This is a genomic window from Allomuricauda sp. ANG21 (assembly GCF_040705235.1).
In the GTDB taxonomy this organism is placed as follows: domain Bacteria; phylum Bacteroidota; class Bacteroidia; order Flavobacteriales; family Flavobacteriaceae; genus Flagellimonas; species Flagellimonas marina.
In genome coordinates this window covers 714,036-732,469 of record NZ_JBFCVT010000011.1, presented here as the reverse complement: position 1 = coordinate 732,469, position 18,434 = coordinate 714,036, and the positions used below count along the sequence as shown (strand labels likewise).

The following is an 18,434-nucleotide window of genomic DNA, read 5'->3' as shown; positions in this document are numbered from 1 at the left end:
GCATCTAAGCATCAATTGGGGTATTTTAGCGAAACAATCAAACTTTTTCGTCTATGGCTGCAATTTTGGCATTCGCCGGAAGCAATTCTTCAACTTCCATCAATTACAGACTCGTACAATACACCACCTCTTTGCTTGAAAATCAAGAATTTCGACAATTGAACATGACGCGATACCCGTTCCCCATGTTCAGTGAAGATGATGAAAAACAAAAAGGGTATTCCAATTCTTTGGTAGAATTAAAGGAAGATATTCAAAATGCCAAGGGATTGATTCTTTCCGTGAACGAGCATAATGGGAATCCTTCAGCCTATTTTAAAAATGTATTGGATTGGCTATCTCGATTAGACCGTAATTTTTTGGAGGGCACTAAAGTGTTTCTTATGTCCACTTCAGGCGGAAAGCGCGGCGGAAAAGGTGCTTTTGAGGTTACCAAAAGTCTTTTACCTCGATTTGGCGGAGAGGTTGTGGCCACATTTTCGCTACCACTGTTCTACGAAAATTTTGAAAATGAGAGCATTTCAAATGAGGAACTTAAAAAGGAACATGCAGTTGCCTTGACCACTTTTCTGGAAACATTAAAGTAAAAAATAACCCTTGCGACAACATCGCACATTCACCATTTCAAATCCATTCCAGTACAAAGGAGCACTCTTGGAATGGTCCCGTCCGTTTTCCAAAGTGGTTTGGTTGGACAGTAATGCGCATGTTCAAAAATACAGCTCGTTCGATTTTTTAATGGCGGTTGGCGAACAGACCGATAAGTTCAGTTCTATCGATTCGCTAAACCAATTGGAAAATCAATTTGCCAAAAATCAAGATTGGTTGTTTGGTTACTTATCCTATGATTTAAAAAATGAATTGGAAGACCTAAGTTCCCAAAATTTTGATGGATTGGGATTTCCGATGCTTCAATTCTTTCAACCGTCAAAAATCATCAAATGCATTGGGGATACCCTTCATTTTATGTATTTGGAAGATTTGGTGGATGACATTGAAGGCGATTTTGCCCAGGTTATGGCCCTGATAGACTTGGAGCAAAAGCAAAAAGAGCATCATCCCATCAAAATTAAAATGCGGATTCATAAGGATGCTTATTTTGAAAAAACCAACCAACTTTTAGGGCATATCCGCCGAGGCGATGTGTACGAAGCTAATTTTTGCCAAGAGTTTTATGCTGAAGAGGTCTCCATCGACCCATGGGAAACCTATCAACGCCTTAATGCCATTTCTGAGCCACCCTTTGCTTCTTTTATGCGGTTAGATGACAAGTACCTGATGTGTGCCTCTCCAGAGCGCTACCTAAGAAAACAAGGCAACACCCTAATTTCGCAGCCCATTAAAGGCACGGCCAGGAGGGATAAGAATGAAAGTGAAGATGAAACGCTAAGGCATGAACTTGCTTTGGATGAAAAAGAGCGTGCCGAGAACATCATGATCACCGATTTGGTCCGAAACGATTTGTCCAAAAGTGCCCTGAAGGGCAGCGTTGTAGTGGAAGAATTGTGCGAGGTCTATACCTACAAGCAGGTACATCAGCTAATTTCCACAGTGGTTGCCCAGCTTCCAGAAGGTAAAAACCCCGTGGAACTCATTGAAGAAACTTTTCCCATGGGCAGCATGACGGGCGCTCCGAAAATTTCCGCAATGAAAATTATTGAGGAATTGGAAGAAACCAAGCGCGGCCTGTACAGCGGAGCCGTTGGTTACTTTGACCCAGAGGGCAATTTTGATTTCAACGTGGTCATCCGAAGTATTTTGTACAATGCAACGCGCAAGTATGTTTCCTTTTCCGTGGGGAGCGCCATCACGGCCAAATCCGACCCAGAACGTGAGTATCAAGAATGTTTGTTGAAGGCCAAGGCCATGCGTAGTGTTTTGGAAACAGGCGAATGATTATTTGTAATTTAGCTGTATGCTCTCACCATTTAAAAAACATATAAAAAACAACCTATCCTTCTTACAAAGAACAAGACTGTTGGTAGCCTGTAGTGGGGGAGTGGACAGTGTAGTTTTGGCCCATCTTTGTGTTCACGCAGGGTTGAATGTTACCCTAGCGCATTGCAACTTTCATTTACGAGGTTCAGAGAGTAATGAGGATGAACGTTTTGTGCGGAATTTGGCCGAGGATTTGGGTATTGGGGTAGAGGTAAAGTCCTTCAACACCAAAAAATATGCGACCAAAAATAGGGGTTCCATACAAATGGCGGCCCGTGAGTTGCGTTACCAATGGTTCAATGAGCTTCTGGAAACCAAAGGTTTTGATTTTTTGTTGACGGCCCATCATGCCGATGATAATCTTGAAACCTTTCTCATAAACCTGTCCCGCGGAACGGGCATTGACGGACTTTCCGGGATTCCGGTCCAAAATGGAAAAGTAGTTCGGCCCTTGCTTGAATTTTCCCAAAAAGACATTAGGAGCTTCGCAAAACGAAATAAAATACAATGGCGCGAAGATGCCAGTAACGCGGACACCAAATACCTTCGTAATAAGGTGAGACTGGAAATAGTTCCCAAATTAATGGAGCTTCACCCTGCCTTCCTTGAAAATTTTAAACGGACACAGCTTCACTTGAAGGAAACCAATAGTTTGGTTCAAAATCACATCAAAGAAATAAAATCCATTTTGTTTGCCGAGGATGGCGATGTCATTAAAATAGCCTTGGAACCTTTAAAGGAATTGCACCCCATTGAGGCGTATCTCTACGGACTCTTCAAAGAGTATGGTTTTACCGAATGGGATGATGTAAAGGGACTGTTGAGCGCCATGAGCGGTAAGGAGGTTATTTCCAAAACCCATAGATTGTTGAAAGACCGTGAGTATCTTATACTATCAGAACATAAGGAAAGTGCGAATGAGTCCTATGCAGTATTTGACAAAGAAGGCCTATTACAATCTCCGATAAAACTAAAACTGGAGAATGTAAAGACGGCCGAAAGGTCGGGTCGTGACACTATCTTTTTGGATAAGAAAAAGTTAAACTTTCCGTTGGTGTTAAGAAATTGGCAAAAAGGCGACTACTTTTATCCCTACGGGATGAAAGGTGGAAAAAAGCTGTCCAAGTTTTTCAAGGATGAAAAAGTGGATGTGTTTTCCAAAGAGAAACAATGGCTACTTTGCTCCGATGATGAAATTGTTTGGGTAGTGGGCCGAAGAGCGGACGAACGTTTTAAGGTTGATGCATCGACCCAAAATATTTTAAAGATTACATTTGTTGCATGAGATTTTTAGTTCCCCTTTTAGGATTCTTACTGATTCCTTTATACTTATCCGCACAGACCGATGCCAATCCAGCACTTTGGAGCCATTCGGTCAATAAAATTTCTGATACCGAGTATGAACTAGTCTTTAAAGGCAAGATTGCTGACGGCTGGCATGTATATTCCCAATATACGGCAGAGGGCGGCTCGCTTCCCAGTGAATTTACTTTTGAAAAGGCTGGAGTGGACTACGAACTCGTTGGAAAAACTGAGGAAAGCGAGACGATAAAGGAATACAGCGACATTTTTGAGGTAGAAGAGACTTTTTTTAAAAAAGAGGCTGTTTTCACACAAAAAGTTAAGCTGTTAAATCCTGATGTGCGACAAATCTCCGTCAACCTGTTTTACCAGATTTGTAAAGAGGTCTGTATTCCCAAAGATTATCTTTTCCAGATTTCCTTGGATGGAAATGCCTTTGTGGACACCCAAAAAACGCTGGATGAAAAAAGCGTGGCCTTGGGTGAATCCTTAAAATTGGATTTAAAGAACAAGAATTTGCTCAATCAAGGTGGTTTAACGGACTCTGAGGGCAAATCGAGCCTTTGGGTGATATTTGGGCTAGGTTTCTTGGGCGGACTCATTGCCCTATTGACGCCCTGCGTTTTTCCGATGATTCCGTTGACTGTGTCCTTTTTTACCAAACAAGCAAATCAAAAATCAAAAGGAATTGCCAATGCGGTGCTCTACGGATTTTTCATTGTATTGATTTATTTCCTGCTGAGCTTGCCCTTTCATCTATTCAACTCGGTAGATTCTCAGATACTGAACACCATCGCCACCAACATTTGGCTCAATGTGTTCTTCTTTGTCATTTTTGTGGTATTTGCCTTTTCCTTTTTCGGGTATTTTGAATTGACCTTGCCCAGTTCGTGGGCCAACAAAATGGATTCCGCTTCCTCAAAAGTAGGTGGAGGTTTGGGCATCTTTTTTATGGCCTTGACCTTGGCTATTGTTTCATTTTCATGTACCGGGCCCATTTTAGGAGGGCTTTTGGGGAGTACAACCCTTGCCGAAGGCAATGTGGCCACCAATCTCACCATGGGAATGGTAGGCTTTGGTTTAGCGCTGGCTCTGCCATTTGCTTTGTTCGCGTTGTTTCCCACTTGGTTGAACTCATTGCCAAAATCGGGAGGATGGATGACAACGGTAAAAGTGGTATTGGGGTTTTTGGAACTCGCACTGGCCTTTAAATTCCTCTCCAATGCCGACTTGGTAGGAAATTGGGGCATTTTTAAACGGGAAATATTCTTGGGCATTTGGATTGTTCTTTTCGTATTGATGACGCTGTACCTGTTCGGTATGTTCAGGTTTCCACACGATGGGCCCAAAAAGAGACTTTCATCGACCCGAAAATTATTTGGCGTATTGAGCCTGGCATTTTCTATCTATTTGATTGTCGGCTTGTTCAATATTGTTCCTCTGAAGTTGTTGAGCGGATTTCCACCCCCGGATTTCTACAGCGTTGTACAAACAGAGAGCGATTGCCCACTTGGATTGGACTGCTTCAAGGATTTTGAAGAAGGTGTGGCCTATGCCAAAGAGAACAACAAACCCATTCTACTTGATTTTACGGGTTGGGCCTGCGTCAATTGCAGAAAAATGGAGGAGAATGTTTGGAGCGATTCTGATGTTTATCCCATCATTAAGGAGGAATATGTACTGATTTCACTCTATGTGGATGACCGCAAAGAATTGCCGGAAAGCGAAAAATTCGATTTTAAGTTCGATTCCGGTCGTATAAAATCCATAGAGACTATTGGTCAAAAATGGGGCACTTTTCAAACCGTGAATTTCAATGCTGCTTCGCAGCCCTATTATGTGCTTCTTTCGCCTAATTTGGAAATATTGAATGATGCTGTTCAGTATGTGGATGTGGAAACGTATGAGGCGTGGCTTAAATCCGGTTTGGAAAAGCATCAACTTTCCATGAATAAGTGAGTTGGCTTTTCAACGGGTTTTTTCTTTTCCATTTGTGAAAATAGATTACCTTAGAGACCAATTGACTTACCTATAATCCTGTGAAAAAGCTTAAAAAAGTACTTCTGGTTGTGGCCGGTCTTATTGTGTTGGTAATCATTGGTTTGGCCCTTTTAGCCTATGCACTTAAACCGGATTATTCAGGCAAAAAGACGCTGCAAGGACTGCAAAGTGAGGTCAAGGTGTACTACGACACTTTTGGAATTCCCCACATTTATGCTGAAACAGAAACTGATGCCCTAAGGGCGTTGGGCTATGTGCATGCCCAAGACCGATTATGGCAGATGGAATTGCTGCGCAGAGTCGCCAAAGGAAGACTCTCCGAAGTATTTGGCAAAGATTTGGTGAAGACCGATAAGTTCTTTCTTTCTCTGGGAATTGATGACCATACCACGCAAACCGTTGCCACTTTGGATAAACAAAGCGAAATGGCTGTGCTTTCACAAGCCTATTTGGATGGCATTAACGAATTTGTGGAGGAAGGCCCAACACCGGTGGAGTTTTACCTTACCGGATTGGAAAAAGAGCCATTTACCCTAGAAGATGTATACAATGCCGTGGGGTACATGGCCTTTAGTTTTGCCATGGCCCATAAAACCGACCCCTTGCTGACCACAATGCGGGATAAACTCGGAGAGGAATATATGAGGGATTTAGCCATAGATTCTGATACCTCTACGGTTTGGATTAAGAACTATCAAAAGAGAGACGTTGATTCCCTGGCTGCAGAAATAACTACCGGCGTATCAGCAGTTTTGGACAAATTACCCATTCCTCAATTCATTGGCAGCAACAGTTGGGTCATTGCCCCGGAAAAAACAAAAAGTGGAAAGGTCATATTGGCCAATGATCCCCACATTGGCTTCGCTCAGCCATCCGTTTGGTATGAGGCCCATGTAAACACCCCAACCTATGAAAAATATGGGTATCATTTGGCGGGCGTACCATTCCCTCTATTGGGACATGATAGAAATTTGGCCTATGGACTCACCATGTTCGAAAATGATGATATTGACTTCTATTATGAAGAAACCAACCCTTCCGACAGCACACAATATAAAACCGTTGATGGTTGGAAGAACTTTCAATATGTCACCAAAACCATCAAGGTCAAGGATGGGGAAGATGTTGAATTCACCTATTCCAAAACCCATCACGGCCCTGTGTTGAATCACATAGCCGACCAAATTTCTGGGGAAACGCCTGTGGCCATGTCATGGATATACACCAAAGAAAAAAATGAGGTCATGGATGGGCTTTACGGTCTAAGCCATGCAGCGAATATTGATGAATTTAAAAGCGCATTGCCCAAGATTCACGCTCCCGGTCTTAACGTAATGTACGGTGACGCCGAGGGCAATGTGGCGTGGTGGGCCACTGCGAAATTGTACCAAATGCCGGACAGTTTGTCCACCAAGTTCATTTTGGATGGAACATCTGGTAAGGAAGAACCACTGCGTTTTCTGGATTTTTCAGAAAACCCGCAAGCTATAAATCCGCCATGGCACTACGTGTATTCGGCCAACAATCAACCTGATTCCATTGCAGGGATGCTGTATCCCGGATATTATCTGCCCGAAAACCGCGCCAAACGAATTGTTCAATTGTTGGATGCCAAGAATGATTGGGACAGGGATTCTGCATCAGAAATGATATTGGACGTAACCTCTTCCGTAAATCCAGGATTGATAACGGAACTCATTAAACTCTTTGACGTGACCAAGTTGACCAATGAGCAATTGGTTCAAGTGGACTCCTTGGAAAATTGGAATGGACATTATTCCCTAAATAGCACAATTCCAACCTTATACCATCGCTGTGAATACTTTATGGTCAAAAACACCATGGAGGATGAATTGGGGACAGAACAATTGAATCAATTTTTAGCTACACATTTATTCAAACGACAAATTGCATGGGGGGCTAAAATGGAACAAGGAAAGTGGTGGGACAATATCCATACCAAGGACAAAGTGGAAACACGGCGGGATATTGTCCTAAAATCTTTTTCGGATGCTTGGAATTCCTTGGTCAAAGATTTTGGTCCGGACCCCAGTCAGTGGACGTGGGACAAGGTGCATACACTGGAGCATGGACATCCCATTGGTCAAGTGGAATCGTTGCGGAAATATTTCAATGTTGGCCCATTTCCCGTGAATGGAACCCGGGAGGTCATCAATAATATGGGCTTTCCATACGATAGCACAGGATATTACAAAGTCAACTCCGGTCCTTCCACCAGACGTATCATTGATTTTTCGGATATAGAGAACAGTATCAGCATATTGCCGACCGGGCAATCTGGCAACCCTTTCAGTAAACACTATAAAGACCAAGCGGAAATGTACATTCAGGGCAAATTCCGTAAAATGATGATGAACACCGAGGAAATCCAAGAAAAGGCAGAATCGGTTTTAATTTTCACCTCAAGAAAGTAGATTAAATCCGTTTATTGATTCTGGAAGGGTTTACGTCAAATGGAAACCCGGTATCCGTCAAAAGAGCGCTGGAGGTTAAGTGAGATCGTTTACTTTTTCGTTCTCGTTTAACCAGAAAATACGCTACATGCTCATAAAAGTTTATGGAAGTGCCGTTTTTGGCATCGATGCGACCACTGTGGTGGTCGAAGTTAATGTGGACAAAGGAATTGGGTACCATTTGGTAGGCTTGCCGGACAATGCCATCAAGGAAAGCAATTATCGCATTGCGGCCGCACTACAAAACATAGGTTATAAAATTCCCGGTAAAAAAATCACCATCAACATGGCCCCGGCCGATTTGCGCAAGGAAGGTTCTGCTTATGACCTTACCTTGGCCTTGGGGATATTAACTGCCTCCAATCAAATCAATTCCGAAGCAATAGGGGACTATTTAATTATGGGCGAATTGTCCTTGGATGGAAGTCTTCAACCCATAAAAGGCGCTTTGCCAATTGCGATTAAGGCAAAGGAAGAGGGTTTTAAGGGTTTTATCCTTCCGAATGCGAATGCCATGGAAGCTGCAGTAGTAGAAGACTTTGAAGTGTATGGGGTGGATAATATAAAACAAGTCATTGACTTTTTTGATACAGGAACACCTTTGGAAGAGACCAAAGTAGATGCGCATGAGGAATTTTACGGGCACTCCGGGCACCCTGAGCTTGATTTTTCCGATGTTCGGGGCCAAGAAAGTATAAAACGCTGCATGGAAATAGCGGCAGCGGGCGGACATAATATTATCCTGATAGGTCCTCCGGGAGCAGGAAAGACCATGCTGGCCAAGCGATTGCCTTCTATTTTGCCGCCCATGACCTTGCAAGAGGCGTTGGAAACAACAAAAATTCATAGTGTGGTGGGCAAGGTGAAGAATAGGGGACTTATGAGCCAACGCCCCTTTCGAAATCCGCACCACACAATCAGTGCTGCAGCCTTGGTAGGAGGGGGTAGCTATCCACAGCCCGGAGAGATTTCTCTATCCCATAATGGTGTGCTGTTTTTGGATGAACTCCCGGAATTTGAACGTCGTGTCCTAGAGGTGATGCGGCAGCCCATGGAAGATCGTGAAGTGACCATTGCCAGAGCCCAGTATACCGTTACCTACCCCAGTAGTTTTATGTTGGTGGCCAGTATGAATCCCAGTCCAAGTGGCTATTTCAATGACCCTGATGCACCTTTTTTGTCTTCGCCTGTTGAGATGCAACGGTATTTAGGTAAGATTTCAGGTCCGTTGTTGGATAGGATTGACATTCATATTGAAGTAACCCCTGTGCCGTTTGAAAAATTATCAGACGACCGAAAAGGGGAGAACAGTGACTGCATTCGTGAACGGGTTGTGGTGGCTCGAAAAATTCAAGCTGTACGTTTTTCCGAAATGGATGACATCCATTACAATGCCCAAATGAGCACCAAATTGATTCGAGAGTTTTGTGCATTGAATGAGGATTCCAAAAAGCTGTTAAAAAATGCCATGCAACGTTTAAGTCTATCGGCAAGGGCGTACGACCGAATTTTAAAGGTATCGCGAACCATTGCGGATTTGGAAGGTGTGAGTGAAATCAATACCAACCACATTTCAGAAGCCATTCAGTATCGAAGTTTGGATCGGGAAGGCTGGTTGGGATAGCTCATTATAGATTGCATGAATTAGGTGGTCTTTCCTTTTGAAAATCAGGAATCGGTTGCATAAAATTACAAGAACTGTAAATAAATCGTTAAACATTGCAAATCAATCGTTTATTGAGTAAACAATGCACTATTTTTGCGCTCGTTTTTAAAAAGTTCATAGAATGCAATGTGTTGAATTGAATCCTGCGGGGAATTTTGACCCGTGGGAACAGGAGAAGATTGATGAGTTGCTGCATCAGAAAATTACCCAATCGTTGAGCAATCGGTTGGTGTTTGAAAATGAAAGTGTCAAGTTATGGGAATTATGCCTGCTTCCATGTGAACGCATCCCGTTTAGAAAGCACAATACCAACTATGGTTGGGTTTGCACTACAGGAGGACTTGTGCTTACAAGATATGGGAATGGAAAAATAGACATGATCAAGCTTAATCCAGGAGATACCGAATATTTTGAGAATAGGGGTAAAAACTACGTGAATGACCTAGAAAATATTGGTGAGGACACGGTTGTCATCAATATCTTGGAATACAAAGAAAGCAAGAAGGACGAAAGGTTACAATTTTGTAATTAAATTGCTTTAATGTTGGCTCGTAGTCCAGAAATTATGCCCAAAATATTCTGGACGGTATCTTCTAAGTAATATTTTACCGCTAAATGGGGTATGCGCACTGTGGTAAACCCATTTTTGAAGGAGTGCATGGCATCTTCAAGGTCATTTATAGCCTGCTCATGCGTTATCATGTTGTAGTCCTTGTCTATTTCAATGTTCAGTTTCACCCTTGAGATGGCAATATCTACTGATTTTTTACCATCCCACCATTCCAACATGGGGTGAGCGCCGGCTTCCTTCAACGCATAAAATAGCTGGATGGCTTCCAGAGGAGTATTATTATCTAGAATGACTTTTTTGATAAGTCGTGTATGTCGGTCACAAAGTGGGACACCCAAAGAATCCATAGATTCTTTATACTGCTGATGTCCAATACTTTTTTCACAATCCTTACATGTCATAAGTATTTGTCAAGTTTAAGGTCTAGTATGATTTGGGACTATTATAACTTCTGCTTTTCCATATTCGTATAAAAACTCGATGTAAAACACCCCACTTTTAGACGAAATGCATTTTTTTGGATGAAATGCCTAGTTTGTCCCAATATCCCCTTAAATTCAAAGCCTAAAATCAACCAAAACTATGCTCAAAAAAATTGGTCCAGGTGTATTGGTTGCCGCCGCTTTTGTGGGGCCGGGAACCTTAACCATGTGCACACTGGCTGGAGCGCAGTTTGGCTATGCTTTGATTTGGGCGCTACTGGTATCGGTACTTGCCACCATAGTGCTTCAAGGAATGGCCGGAAGAATTGGGGTAGTTGCCCAAACGGGCCTAGTTGATGTGGTCCGTACCGAACTAAAAACACCATGGATCAAAAAGTTTGTGATTGTTGTGGTCCTAGCCGCCATCCTCATTGGAAATGCAGCCTACGAAGCGGGAAATATTGGTGGTGCCACTTTGGGACTGGAGCAACTCTTTCCAAATAAAACACTGATATCTTTTTATCCAACTATTGTTGGCATCTTCATATTTCTATTGTTGTGGTTCAGCAGCTATAAAATCTTGGAGCGGGTTTTTGTTGGACTCGTAGGTATCATGGGGGTGAGTTTTCTCATTTGTGCTCTAATGACCAAGCCTGCTTTTCTAGATATTTTAAAAGGTATGGTCGTGCCGGCAATGCCAGAAGGAGGGCTTTTTACCGTCATTGCTTTAGTGGGTACTACGGTTGTGCCGTATAATCTATTTTTGCATGCATCATTGGTAAAACAAAAGTGGAAGTCGAGCAAGGAACTCAAAACCGTAAAGTGGGATACTGTTGTATCCATTGGTCTGGGAGGATTGGTATCCATGGCCATTCTGGTGACCGCAGCATCCGTGCCCATGGACAATATCAACAATGCCTTGGATATGGCCAAGGCCTTGGAACCCCTCTTTGGAAAAATGGCGGTGTACTTTATGGCCATCGGATTGCTCGCGGCCGGAATCACTTCGGCAATAACCGCTCCTCTTGCTGCTGCCTTTGTGGCCAGCAGTTGTTTTAATTGGGGCGGAAAGATGGATGATAGGAGATTCAAATTTGTTTGGACCTTGGTATTGTTATGTGGGGTATTCTTTTTGTCTTTTAACATCAAGCCCATCGAAGTCATACAATTTGCTCAAGTTGCCAACGGATTGTTATTACCGATTATGGCCATTCTATTATTGTGGATTGTGAATCGGAAAAACGTAATGGGAGAACATAAAAATACAGCATTTCAAAATATCTTGGGATTTGCCATTGTGGGATTTGCCATCTTTTTGGGCATAAAAAGTATTCTTAAAGTAATGGGTGTGTATTGATGAAAAGGTGTACCATAGATATTAACTGCGATGTTGGGGAAGGTGTAGGAAACGAGGCTGAGATACTTCCTTTCATCAGTTCTTGCAATATTGCTTGCGGTGGGCATGCAGGAGATACGGTAACCATGCTGCAAATTGTACAGATGGCTAAGCAGCATAAGGTTAAGATAGGTGCGCATCCTTCCTATCCAGACCGTGAGAATTTTGGTAGAGAGGTCATGGATATTTCAAAACATGAACTTCACCAAAGCATTCAAGAACAGGTGAAAACTTTTGAATCTGTTTTGGAACGGGAACAGTCAGAATTACATCATATTAAAGCGCATGGTGCGCTCTACAACCAAACGGCAAAGGACAAGGATTTAGCCAAAACTTATCTAAATGCTATTCAGGAATATAAAACCCGGTCAGTTTTATATGTTCCATTTAGTTCCGCAATTGCCCAAGTGGCCCTTCAACAAGGATTCCAAGTTTGGTATGAAGCCTTCGGCGATAGAAACTACAATAGTGACTTAAGTTTGGTGAACCGTAAACAGGACAATGCCCTTATCCAAGACCCTGAACAGGTGCTGCAACACATTCTTCCCATCATAAAAGAAGGGCATGTGAAGACAACTTCAGGCAAGTTGGTCAAAATTGAGACAAAAACCCTCTGTATCCACGGAGATACCCCTTCCGCATTGAAAATATTAACGTATCTTTCACAAGAATTATCCAAACACAAGGTGCAATTACTACAGTGAAAAGTTACCCCATAAGCATCAAAACCTTTGGTGAGCGAGCCGTTTTAGTAGAATGGCCCAATAAGGTAGATACGTCCATTTTAGCTGATATTCTCGACTTTATGGATGCCTTTAAGGAATTAAAACTACCTGGATGGGAAATGTCTGTTGCGTATAACTCCGTTACCATGGTATGCAATGACGAGCACCTCGATTTTGAAGATATAAAAGGGGTCATACAGGAATGTCATCAGAAGCAGGCCGCTACAAAGTCCAAACGCATTCAACATTTATGGCACATTCCCGTTTGTTATGATGCTGAATTCGGTATTGATATCGAGGAAGTGTCTAAAACCTTAAAGCTGTCCAAAGATGAACTCATTAAACAGCACACATCCTACCAATATATTGTATATGGAATAGGATTTTTGCCTGGCTTCATGTATTTGGGTGGTGTGCCAGAATCCTTGGAGATTCCCAGACGGGCAGAACCGCGATTACAAGTGGCTAAAGGATCTGTTGGATTGGCAAGTAAACAGACAGGAATTTACCCACAGGAATCACCGGGTGGTTGGAATATCATTGGAAACTGCCCAATTCCTTTGTTCAATCCCAGTTTAAAAGACCCCTGTTTTGTGAAAGTGGGAGACAAGATACAGTTTCAACAAATATCCAGAGCAGAGTATGATTTGCATAAGATTGAAGGCGAAGTAGGTATTTACAAACCAGAAAAAGTGATACTCAATGCTTAAGGTGTTAAAGTCAGGTTTTTTCATCACCATACAAGACTTGGGTCGTTTTGGACACCGGGATATAGGGGTGCCTATTTCTGGTGCCATGGATGTTGAATCTGTAAAAAAAGTTAACCTTTTGTTGGAAAATGACCCCAATGATGCCGTTTTGGAGATTACCATGATGGGTCCAAAACTGCAATTTGAAGAGGCGACAGCCATTAGCCTTTCAGGAGCGCATCTAGAGGCCAAATTGAATGACGTCCCCATTGAAAATCATCAAGTGGTACAAGTTTCAGAAGGCGATATTCTGTCTTTTGGTAAGCTAAAGGGTGGGTTTAGGACGTATTTGGCGGTAAAAGGAGGTTTTCAAACCGAAAAAGTACTCGGAAGCCGCTCCCAATTTTTTCCAGTTACCAAGAAAAAGCGCATAAAGGATGGGGATGAAATTCCATATACTGAAACAATCTCCTATCAACCATTGATTTCAGAAGTTAAAATAGAAGACCATTTTCTTACTGACGAATTAGAAGTGTTCAAAGGACCAGAGTTCTCACTTTTGACAGACAAACAATTGGCAGAACTATTTGCAAAACCCTTTACCGTTTCCAAAGCAAATGACCGCATGGCCTATCAACTTAATGAGCTCGTTGAGGGGCATTCCCATTCCATGCTAACTTCGGGAACATTGCCAGGAACCGTTCAGTTGACCCCTGCAGGCCGTTTGATAATTTTAATGAAAGATGGTCAGACGACGGGAGGGTACCCTAGAATACTACAGCTCTCTGAAGCAGCCATCTGTGTTTTGGCACAGAAAAAGTCCGGTGATTCCCTTTCCTTTAAATTGATTTAAGTTTTCCATCTTTTTAAGATTTATTTTTTGTAACATTGATCTATGAAAAGAAATATCCTAGTCAATGGTGTCGTAATTATTGTTCCAAATTTGGAATGATACAGTCGCACTGTTGTTGGAAAAGGGCCTGTATCAAATCGATACAGGCCCTTTTTCTTTACGAATAAAAATAAATGGATATTGGATTTTGAATTAACCTAAGTATTTGAATTACAGTTATTTAATTTGATTATTTTTTAAATGGATTTAAACCGCCCGAAACTGTTAAAAATATGGGCCTTTTTAAACATTTATCTTTGAATAGCAGATTAAATTCAACGGAATTCTGTATTTGAATGAAAATTTTACAATGGAATTGAACAAGTTTAGCAAAACTGTGACCCAAGACCCTACGTTGCCTGCTGCACAAGCTATGTTGCATGCGTTGGGATTGACAGATGAAGATTTACAAAAACCGTTTATTGGAATTGCCAGTACAGGTTATGAAGGTAACCCTTGTAACATGCATTTGAACAAGCTGGCACTTGATGTCAAGCGTGGAGCTGAGGCTTCCAACTTGGTCGGACTTATTTTCAATACCATTGGGGTGAGTGACGGTATCTCTAACGGTACACCAGGAATGCGGTATTCGCTTCCGTCCAGAGATATTATAGCAGATTCCATGGAAACTGTGGTTCAAGCCATGAGTTATGATGGTTTGGTCACAGTTGTAGGGTGCGATAAGAACATGCCAGGCGCTTTAATGGCGCAATTGCGATTGAACCGACCCTCCATCTTGGTATACGGTGGAACCATTGCTCCAGGATGTCATAAGGATCAAAAATTGGACATTATTTCTGCTTTTGAAGCCTATGGGCAGCGCGTAGCGGGAACTATAGATGAGGCTGAATTTAAGGAAGTGATTCACAAGGCTTGTCCCGGAGCTGGGGCTTGCGGGGGAATGTATACCGCCAACACCATGGCATCTGCTATTGAAGCAATGGGAATGTCATTGCCGTTTAATTCTTCCATTCCTGCCGTAAATGCTAAAAAAGGGGCGGACTGCGAAGCTGCAGGTGAGGCGATGCTGCATTTGTTGCGAGAGGACATTAAACCGCGTGACATTGTGACCAAAAAATCTTTGGAAAATGCATTCCGTTTGGTGACGGTTCTAGGAGGTTCTACCAATGCGGTATTGCACTTTATGGCCATTGCCCATGCTGGCGAGGTGGATTTTACTTTGGAAGACATTACCCGAATTAGCGAAAACACACCGTTATTGGCCGATTTAAAACCCAGCGGAAAATACCTCATGGAAGACCTTCATAAAGTGGGTGGGGTACCTGCGGTTCTAAAATATATGTTGAAGGAAGATATGTTGCATGGCGACTGTATGACGGTAACAGGAAGAACATTGGCCGAGAACCTATTGGATGCTCCCGATTTGGCAGAAGGTCAGGATATCATCCGAAAGAAAGACCAGCCCATCAAAGAGACAGGGCATATCCGTATTCTTTATGGAAATTTGGCGACCGAAGGTGCCGTAGCTAAAATCACAGGTAAAGAAGGACTTGAATTCACTGGAACTGCCCGCGTTTTTGACAGTGAAACCGCTGTTAACGAAGGGATTCACACAGGAAAAGTGAAGAAAGGGGATGTGGTGGTCATTCGGTACGAAGGACCTAAAGGCGCTCCCGGTATGCCCGAGATGCTAAAACCGACATCCGCGATCATGGGTGCTGGTTTGGGGAAAGACGTCGCCTTGATTACGGACGGACGTTTTTCAGGGGGCTCCCACGGTTTTGTAGTGGGGCACGTATCCCCCGAAGCCCAAGTGGGTGGAGGTATTGCCTTGGTGAAGGATGGGGATGAGATTACCATCGATGCCGTGAACAATACCATTAACATCAATATTTCAGACGAAGAGCTGGAACAACGAAGAAAAGAGTGGAAACAACCTGAGTTGAAAATAAAATCAGGAAGTCTATACAAATACGCAAAAATGGTGTCATCAGCATCCAAAGGCTGTGTTACCGATATGATTTAAAAGATAAAATTCCCATTGGGAATAAGGGTGTATTTCCCGAAAATATACACGTATGGAGACATTGAAAGCACAAAAGAAAGACAAGAAAAAAAGCACTTCGATTCGCATTACCGGTGCTGAGGCCATCATTCACTGTTTGTTGGCGGAAGGGGTCGATTTAATCTATGGATACCCCGGAGGAGCCATCATGCCAGTGTATGATGAGTTATACAAATTTCAGGATAAGCTTACGCATATTTTGACCCGACATGAGCAAGGGGCAACCCATGCCGCACAAGGGTATGCAAGAGTAAGCGGTAGAGTGGGAGTGGCCATGGCTACATCCGGCCCTGGCGCTACGAATCTCGTAACAGGTTTAGCGGATGCCCAAATAGATTCCACCCCTATGGTGTGCATCACAGGGCAGGTAGCGCGGCATTTACTGGGCTCTGATGCCTTCCAAGAAACGGATATCGTGGGAATTTCAACCCCGGTGACAAAGTGGAATTATCAGATTACCCGTGCCGAAGAGATTCCAGAAATCATGGCGAAGGCATTCTATATAGCAAAATCAGGTAGGCCGGGCCCTGTTTTGGTGGATATCACCAAAAACGCCCAGTTTGATGAGTTGGATTTTGAATATGAAAAATGTACCGGCGTTCGAAGCTATAAACCAGCCCCGACTCCGGATTTAAGTGCTATTGAAAAGGCCGCCGAATTAATCAATAATGCCAAAAAACCTTACATCGTTTTTGGTCAAGGAGTGATTTTGGGTGAAGCTGAGGAACAACTTAAGGCCTTGGTTGAAAAGGCAGGAATTCCTGCCGCTTGGACCATTTTGGGTCTCTCTGCCATGGATACGGACCACCCGCTGAACGTAGGCATGGTGGGCATGCATGGAAATTATGGCCCCAATGTCCTTACCAATGAATGCGATGTGCTCATCGCCATCGGTATGCGATTTGATGACAGGGTGACTGGAAATTTGGCAACCTATGCCAAACAAGCCAAGGTCATCCATTTTGAGATAGACCCCGCTGAAGTCAATAAAAATGTAAAAGTTGATGTTGCCGTTTTGGGGAATGCCAAGCGCACTTTGGATTTGCTGCTCCCAATGGTCAATAAAAATGAGCATAAGGAATGGGTGGCCGAGTTTGATAAAATGTATCAGATTGAATTTGACACCTTAATCGACAAAGATATCCATCCTACAAAGCCGGGACTTACCATGGGCGAGGTGATTGAACAGATTAATTTAGCTTCAGGGCATAAAGCCGTTGTTGTTACCGATGTGGGACAACATCAGATGATTGCTTGTCGATATGCCAAGTTCAAACAGACCAAAAGTAATATCACCTCTGGTGGTTTGGGTACGATGGGGTTTGCACTTCCAGCTGCCATCGGGGCCAAAATGGGCGCCATGGACCGTGAAGTAGTTGCCATAATCGGCGATGGTGGATATCAAATGACCATTCAGGAACTTGGGGTCATTTTCCAACATAATCTTCCCGTAAAAATTGTGGTGTTGAACAATGACCATTTGGGAATGGTACGCCAATGGCAAGAGCTTTTCTTTGAGAGACGTTACGCCTCAACGGTGATGACCAACCCTGATTTCGTAAAGATAGCCGAAGGCTACCACATCAAATCCAAAAGGGTAGTGGAGCGTTCAGAATTGAAGGACGCTGTGGAGGAAATGATGGCTTCCAAAGGTCCTTATTTTTTGGAAGTTCGGGTGGAAAAAGAAGACAATGTATTCCCGATGGTTCCAACAGGAGCTTCCATTTCAGACATCAGGTTAAAATAAAGGTTTGATTTGCACAAAGTTGCAATTAAAATAGAATAAAGCATGGAAAAACAATGGTTTACCATTTCGGTTTACTCCGAAAATCATGTGGGATTGCTGAATAGAATATCTGGAATATTCTTAAAGCGACACATTAATATAGAAAGTTTAAATGTTTCAAAATCAGAGATTGAGAATGTTTCAAAATTCACAATTGTAATTTACTCGACTGAAGATTGGGCCATCAAGATTGTCAATCAAATTGAAAAACAAGTTGAGGTCATCAAAGCCTATTACCACACGGATGATGAAACCATTTACCAAGAGTCGGCCTTATTTAAAATTGCCTCCCATTTACTGTTTGATGAACGTCAAATCCAAAATATCATCAAAGAGCACCATTCACAGATTGTCACTGTAAGCCGGGAATTCTTTGTTTTGGCAAAAACAGGCCGTCGCCATGAGATTGACGAAATGCACGAGGCGCTTGAGCCCTATGGCATTATGCAATTTGTTCGTACCGGTAGAATCGCTGTAAGTAAAGATGCGATGCCCATCACCAATATTTTAGCAGAATTTCAAAATCAATAAATAGTAAAATCACAT

General features: G+C 42.7%; 15 protein-coding genes. 14 read left to right on the top strand and 1 reads right to left on the bottom strand.

What is annotated here, in order from left to right; genetic code table 11:
• The first annotated feature begins 53 nt into the window (after positions 1 to 53).
• From AB1A65_RS12095 to AB1A65_RS12065, 7 genes are all read left to right on the top strand, one after another.
• Positions 54 to 587 carry an NAD(P)H-dependent oxidoreductase gene (locus tag AB1A65_RS12095; RefSeq protein ID WP_366589439.1) on the top strand — a complete coding sequence of 178 codons (534 nt, stop codon included), beginning with the start codon at positions 54 to 56 and terminating at the stop codon, positions 585 to 587.
• 10 nt (positions 588 to 597) lie between these two features.
• Positions 598 to 1,896: an anthranilate synthase component I family protein gene (locus tag AB1A65_RS12090; RefSeq protein WP_366589436.1), complete on the top strand. Its 1,299-nt coding sequence runs from the start codon at positions 598 to 600 to the stop codon at positions 1,894 to 1,896.
• A 19-nt stretch (positions 1,897 to 1,915) separates the two neighbouring features.
• Positions 1,916 to 3,223, top strand: coding sequence for a tRNA lysidine(34) synthetase TilS (gene tilS / locus AB1A65_RS12085; RefSeq protein WP_366589433.1), 1,308 nt, complete (start codon positions 1,916 to 1,918; stop codon positions 3,221 to 3,223).
• Positions 3,220 to 5,199, top strand: coding sequence for a cytochrome c biogenesis protein CcdA (locus AB1A65_RS12080; RefSeq protein ID WP_366589430.1), 1,980 nt, complete (start codon positions 3,220 to 3,222; stop codon positions 5,197 to 5,199). The genes tilS and AB1A65_RS12080 overlap by 4 nt, the downstream gene beginning before the upstream one ends.
• A gap of 80 nt (positions 5,200 to 5,279) precedes the next feature.
• The gene (locus AB1A65_RS12075; RefSeq protein WP_366589427.1) at positions 5,280 to 7,676 is read left to right on the top strand and encodes a penicillin acylase family protein; all 2,397 of its coding nucleotides are present in this window, start codon (positions 5,280 to 5,282) and stop codon (positions 7,674 to 7,676) included.
• A 127-nt stretch (positions 7,677 to 7,803) separates the two neighbouring features.
• Positions 7,804 to 9,339, top strand: coding sequence for a YifB family Mg chelatase-like AAA ATPase (locus AB1A65_RS12070; protein WP_366589426.1), 1,536 nt, complete (start codon positions 7,804 to 7,806; stop codon positions 9,337 to 9,339).
• A 163-nt stretch (positions 9,340 to 9,502) separates the two neighbouring features.
• The gene (locus AB1A65_RS12065) at positions 9,503 to 9,913 is read left to right on the top strand and encodes a hypothetical protein (RefSeq protein WP_366589424.1); all 411 of its coding nucleotides are present in this window, start codon (positions 9,503 to 9,505) and stop codon (positions 9,911 to 9,913) included.
• On the opposite strand, the gene AB1A65_RS12060 is transcribed toward AB1A65_RS12065, so the two are convergent.
• Entirely contained in the window at positions 9,910 to 10,353 is a 444-nt protein-coding gene (locus tag AB1A65_RS12060) for a hypothetical protein (protein WP_366589422.1), read from the bottom strand. The genes AB1A65_RS12065 and AB1A65_RS12060 overlap by 4 nt on opposite strands.
• 181 nt (positions 10,354 to 10,534) lie before the next feature.
• On the opposite strand from AB1A65_RS12060, the gene AB1A65_RS12055 reads away from it, so the two are divergent.
• From AB1A65_RS12055 to ilvN, 7 genes are all read left to right on the top strand, one after another.
• Positions 10,535 to 11,731, top strand: a complete 1,197-nt coding sequence (locus AB1A65_RS12055) for an Nramp family divalent metal transporter (RefSeq protein WP_366589420.1) — start codon at positions 10,535 to 10,537, stop codon at positions 11,729 to 11,731.
• On the top strand, positions 11,731 to 12,474 hold the full coding sequence (gene pxpA, locus AB1A65_RS12050) for a 5-oxoprolinase subunit PxpA (protein ID WP_366589418.1): 744 nt from the start codon (positions 11,731 to 11,733) through the stop codon (positions 12,472 to 12,474). The genes AB1A65_RS12055 and pxpA overlap by 1 nt, the downstream gene beginning before the upstream one ends.
• Entirely contained in the window at positions 12,471 to 13,205 is a 735-nt protein-coding gene (pxpB, locus tag AB1A65_RS12045; protein ID WP_366589416.1) for a 5-oxoprolinase subunit PxpB, read from the top strand. The genes pxpA and pxpB overlap by 4 nt, the downstream gene beginning before the upstream one ends.
• Positions 13,198 to 14,037, top strand: a complete 840-nt coding sequence (locus AB1A65_RS12040; RefSeq protein ID WP_366589414.1) for a biotin-dependent carboxyltransferase family protein — start codon at positions 13,198 to 13,200, stop codon at positions 14,035 to 14,037. Before pxpB ends, AB1A65_RS12040 begins: the two co-directional genes overlap by 8 nt.
• A gap of 349 nt (positions 14,038 to 14,386) precedes the next feature.
• Positions 14,387 to 16,063 (top strand): dihydroxy-acid dehydratase, encoded by a 1,677-nt coding sequence (ilvD, locus tag AB1A65_RS12035; RefSeq protein WP_366589411.1) that lies wholly within the window; start codon positions 14,387 to 14,389, stop codon positions 16,061 to 16,063.
• Between the two features lie 52 nt (positions 16,064 to 16,115).
• Entirely contained in the window at positions 16,116 to 17,849 is a 1,734-nt protein-coding gene (gene ilvB / locus AB1A65_RS12030; RefSeq protein ID WP_366589409.1) for a biosynthetic-type acetolactate synthase large subunit, read from the top strand.
• Between the two features lie 42 nt (positions 17,850 to 17,891).
• A complete protein-coding gene (gene ilvN / locus AB1A65_RS12025; RefSeq protein WP_366589406.1) occupies positions 17,892 to 18,419 on the top strand; it encodes an acetolactate synthase small subunit in 528 nt (175 codons plus the stop codon).
• Positions 18,420 to 18,434 lie beyond the last annotated feature (15 nt).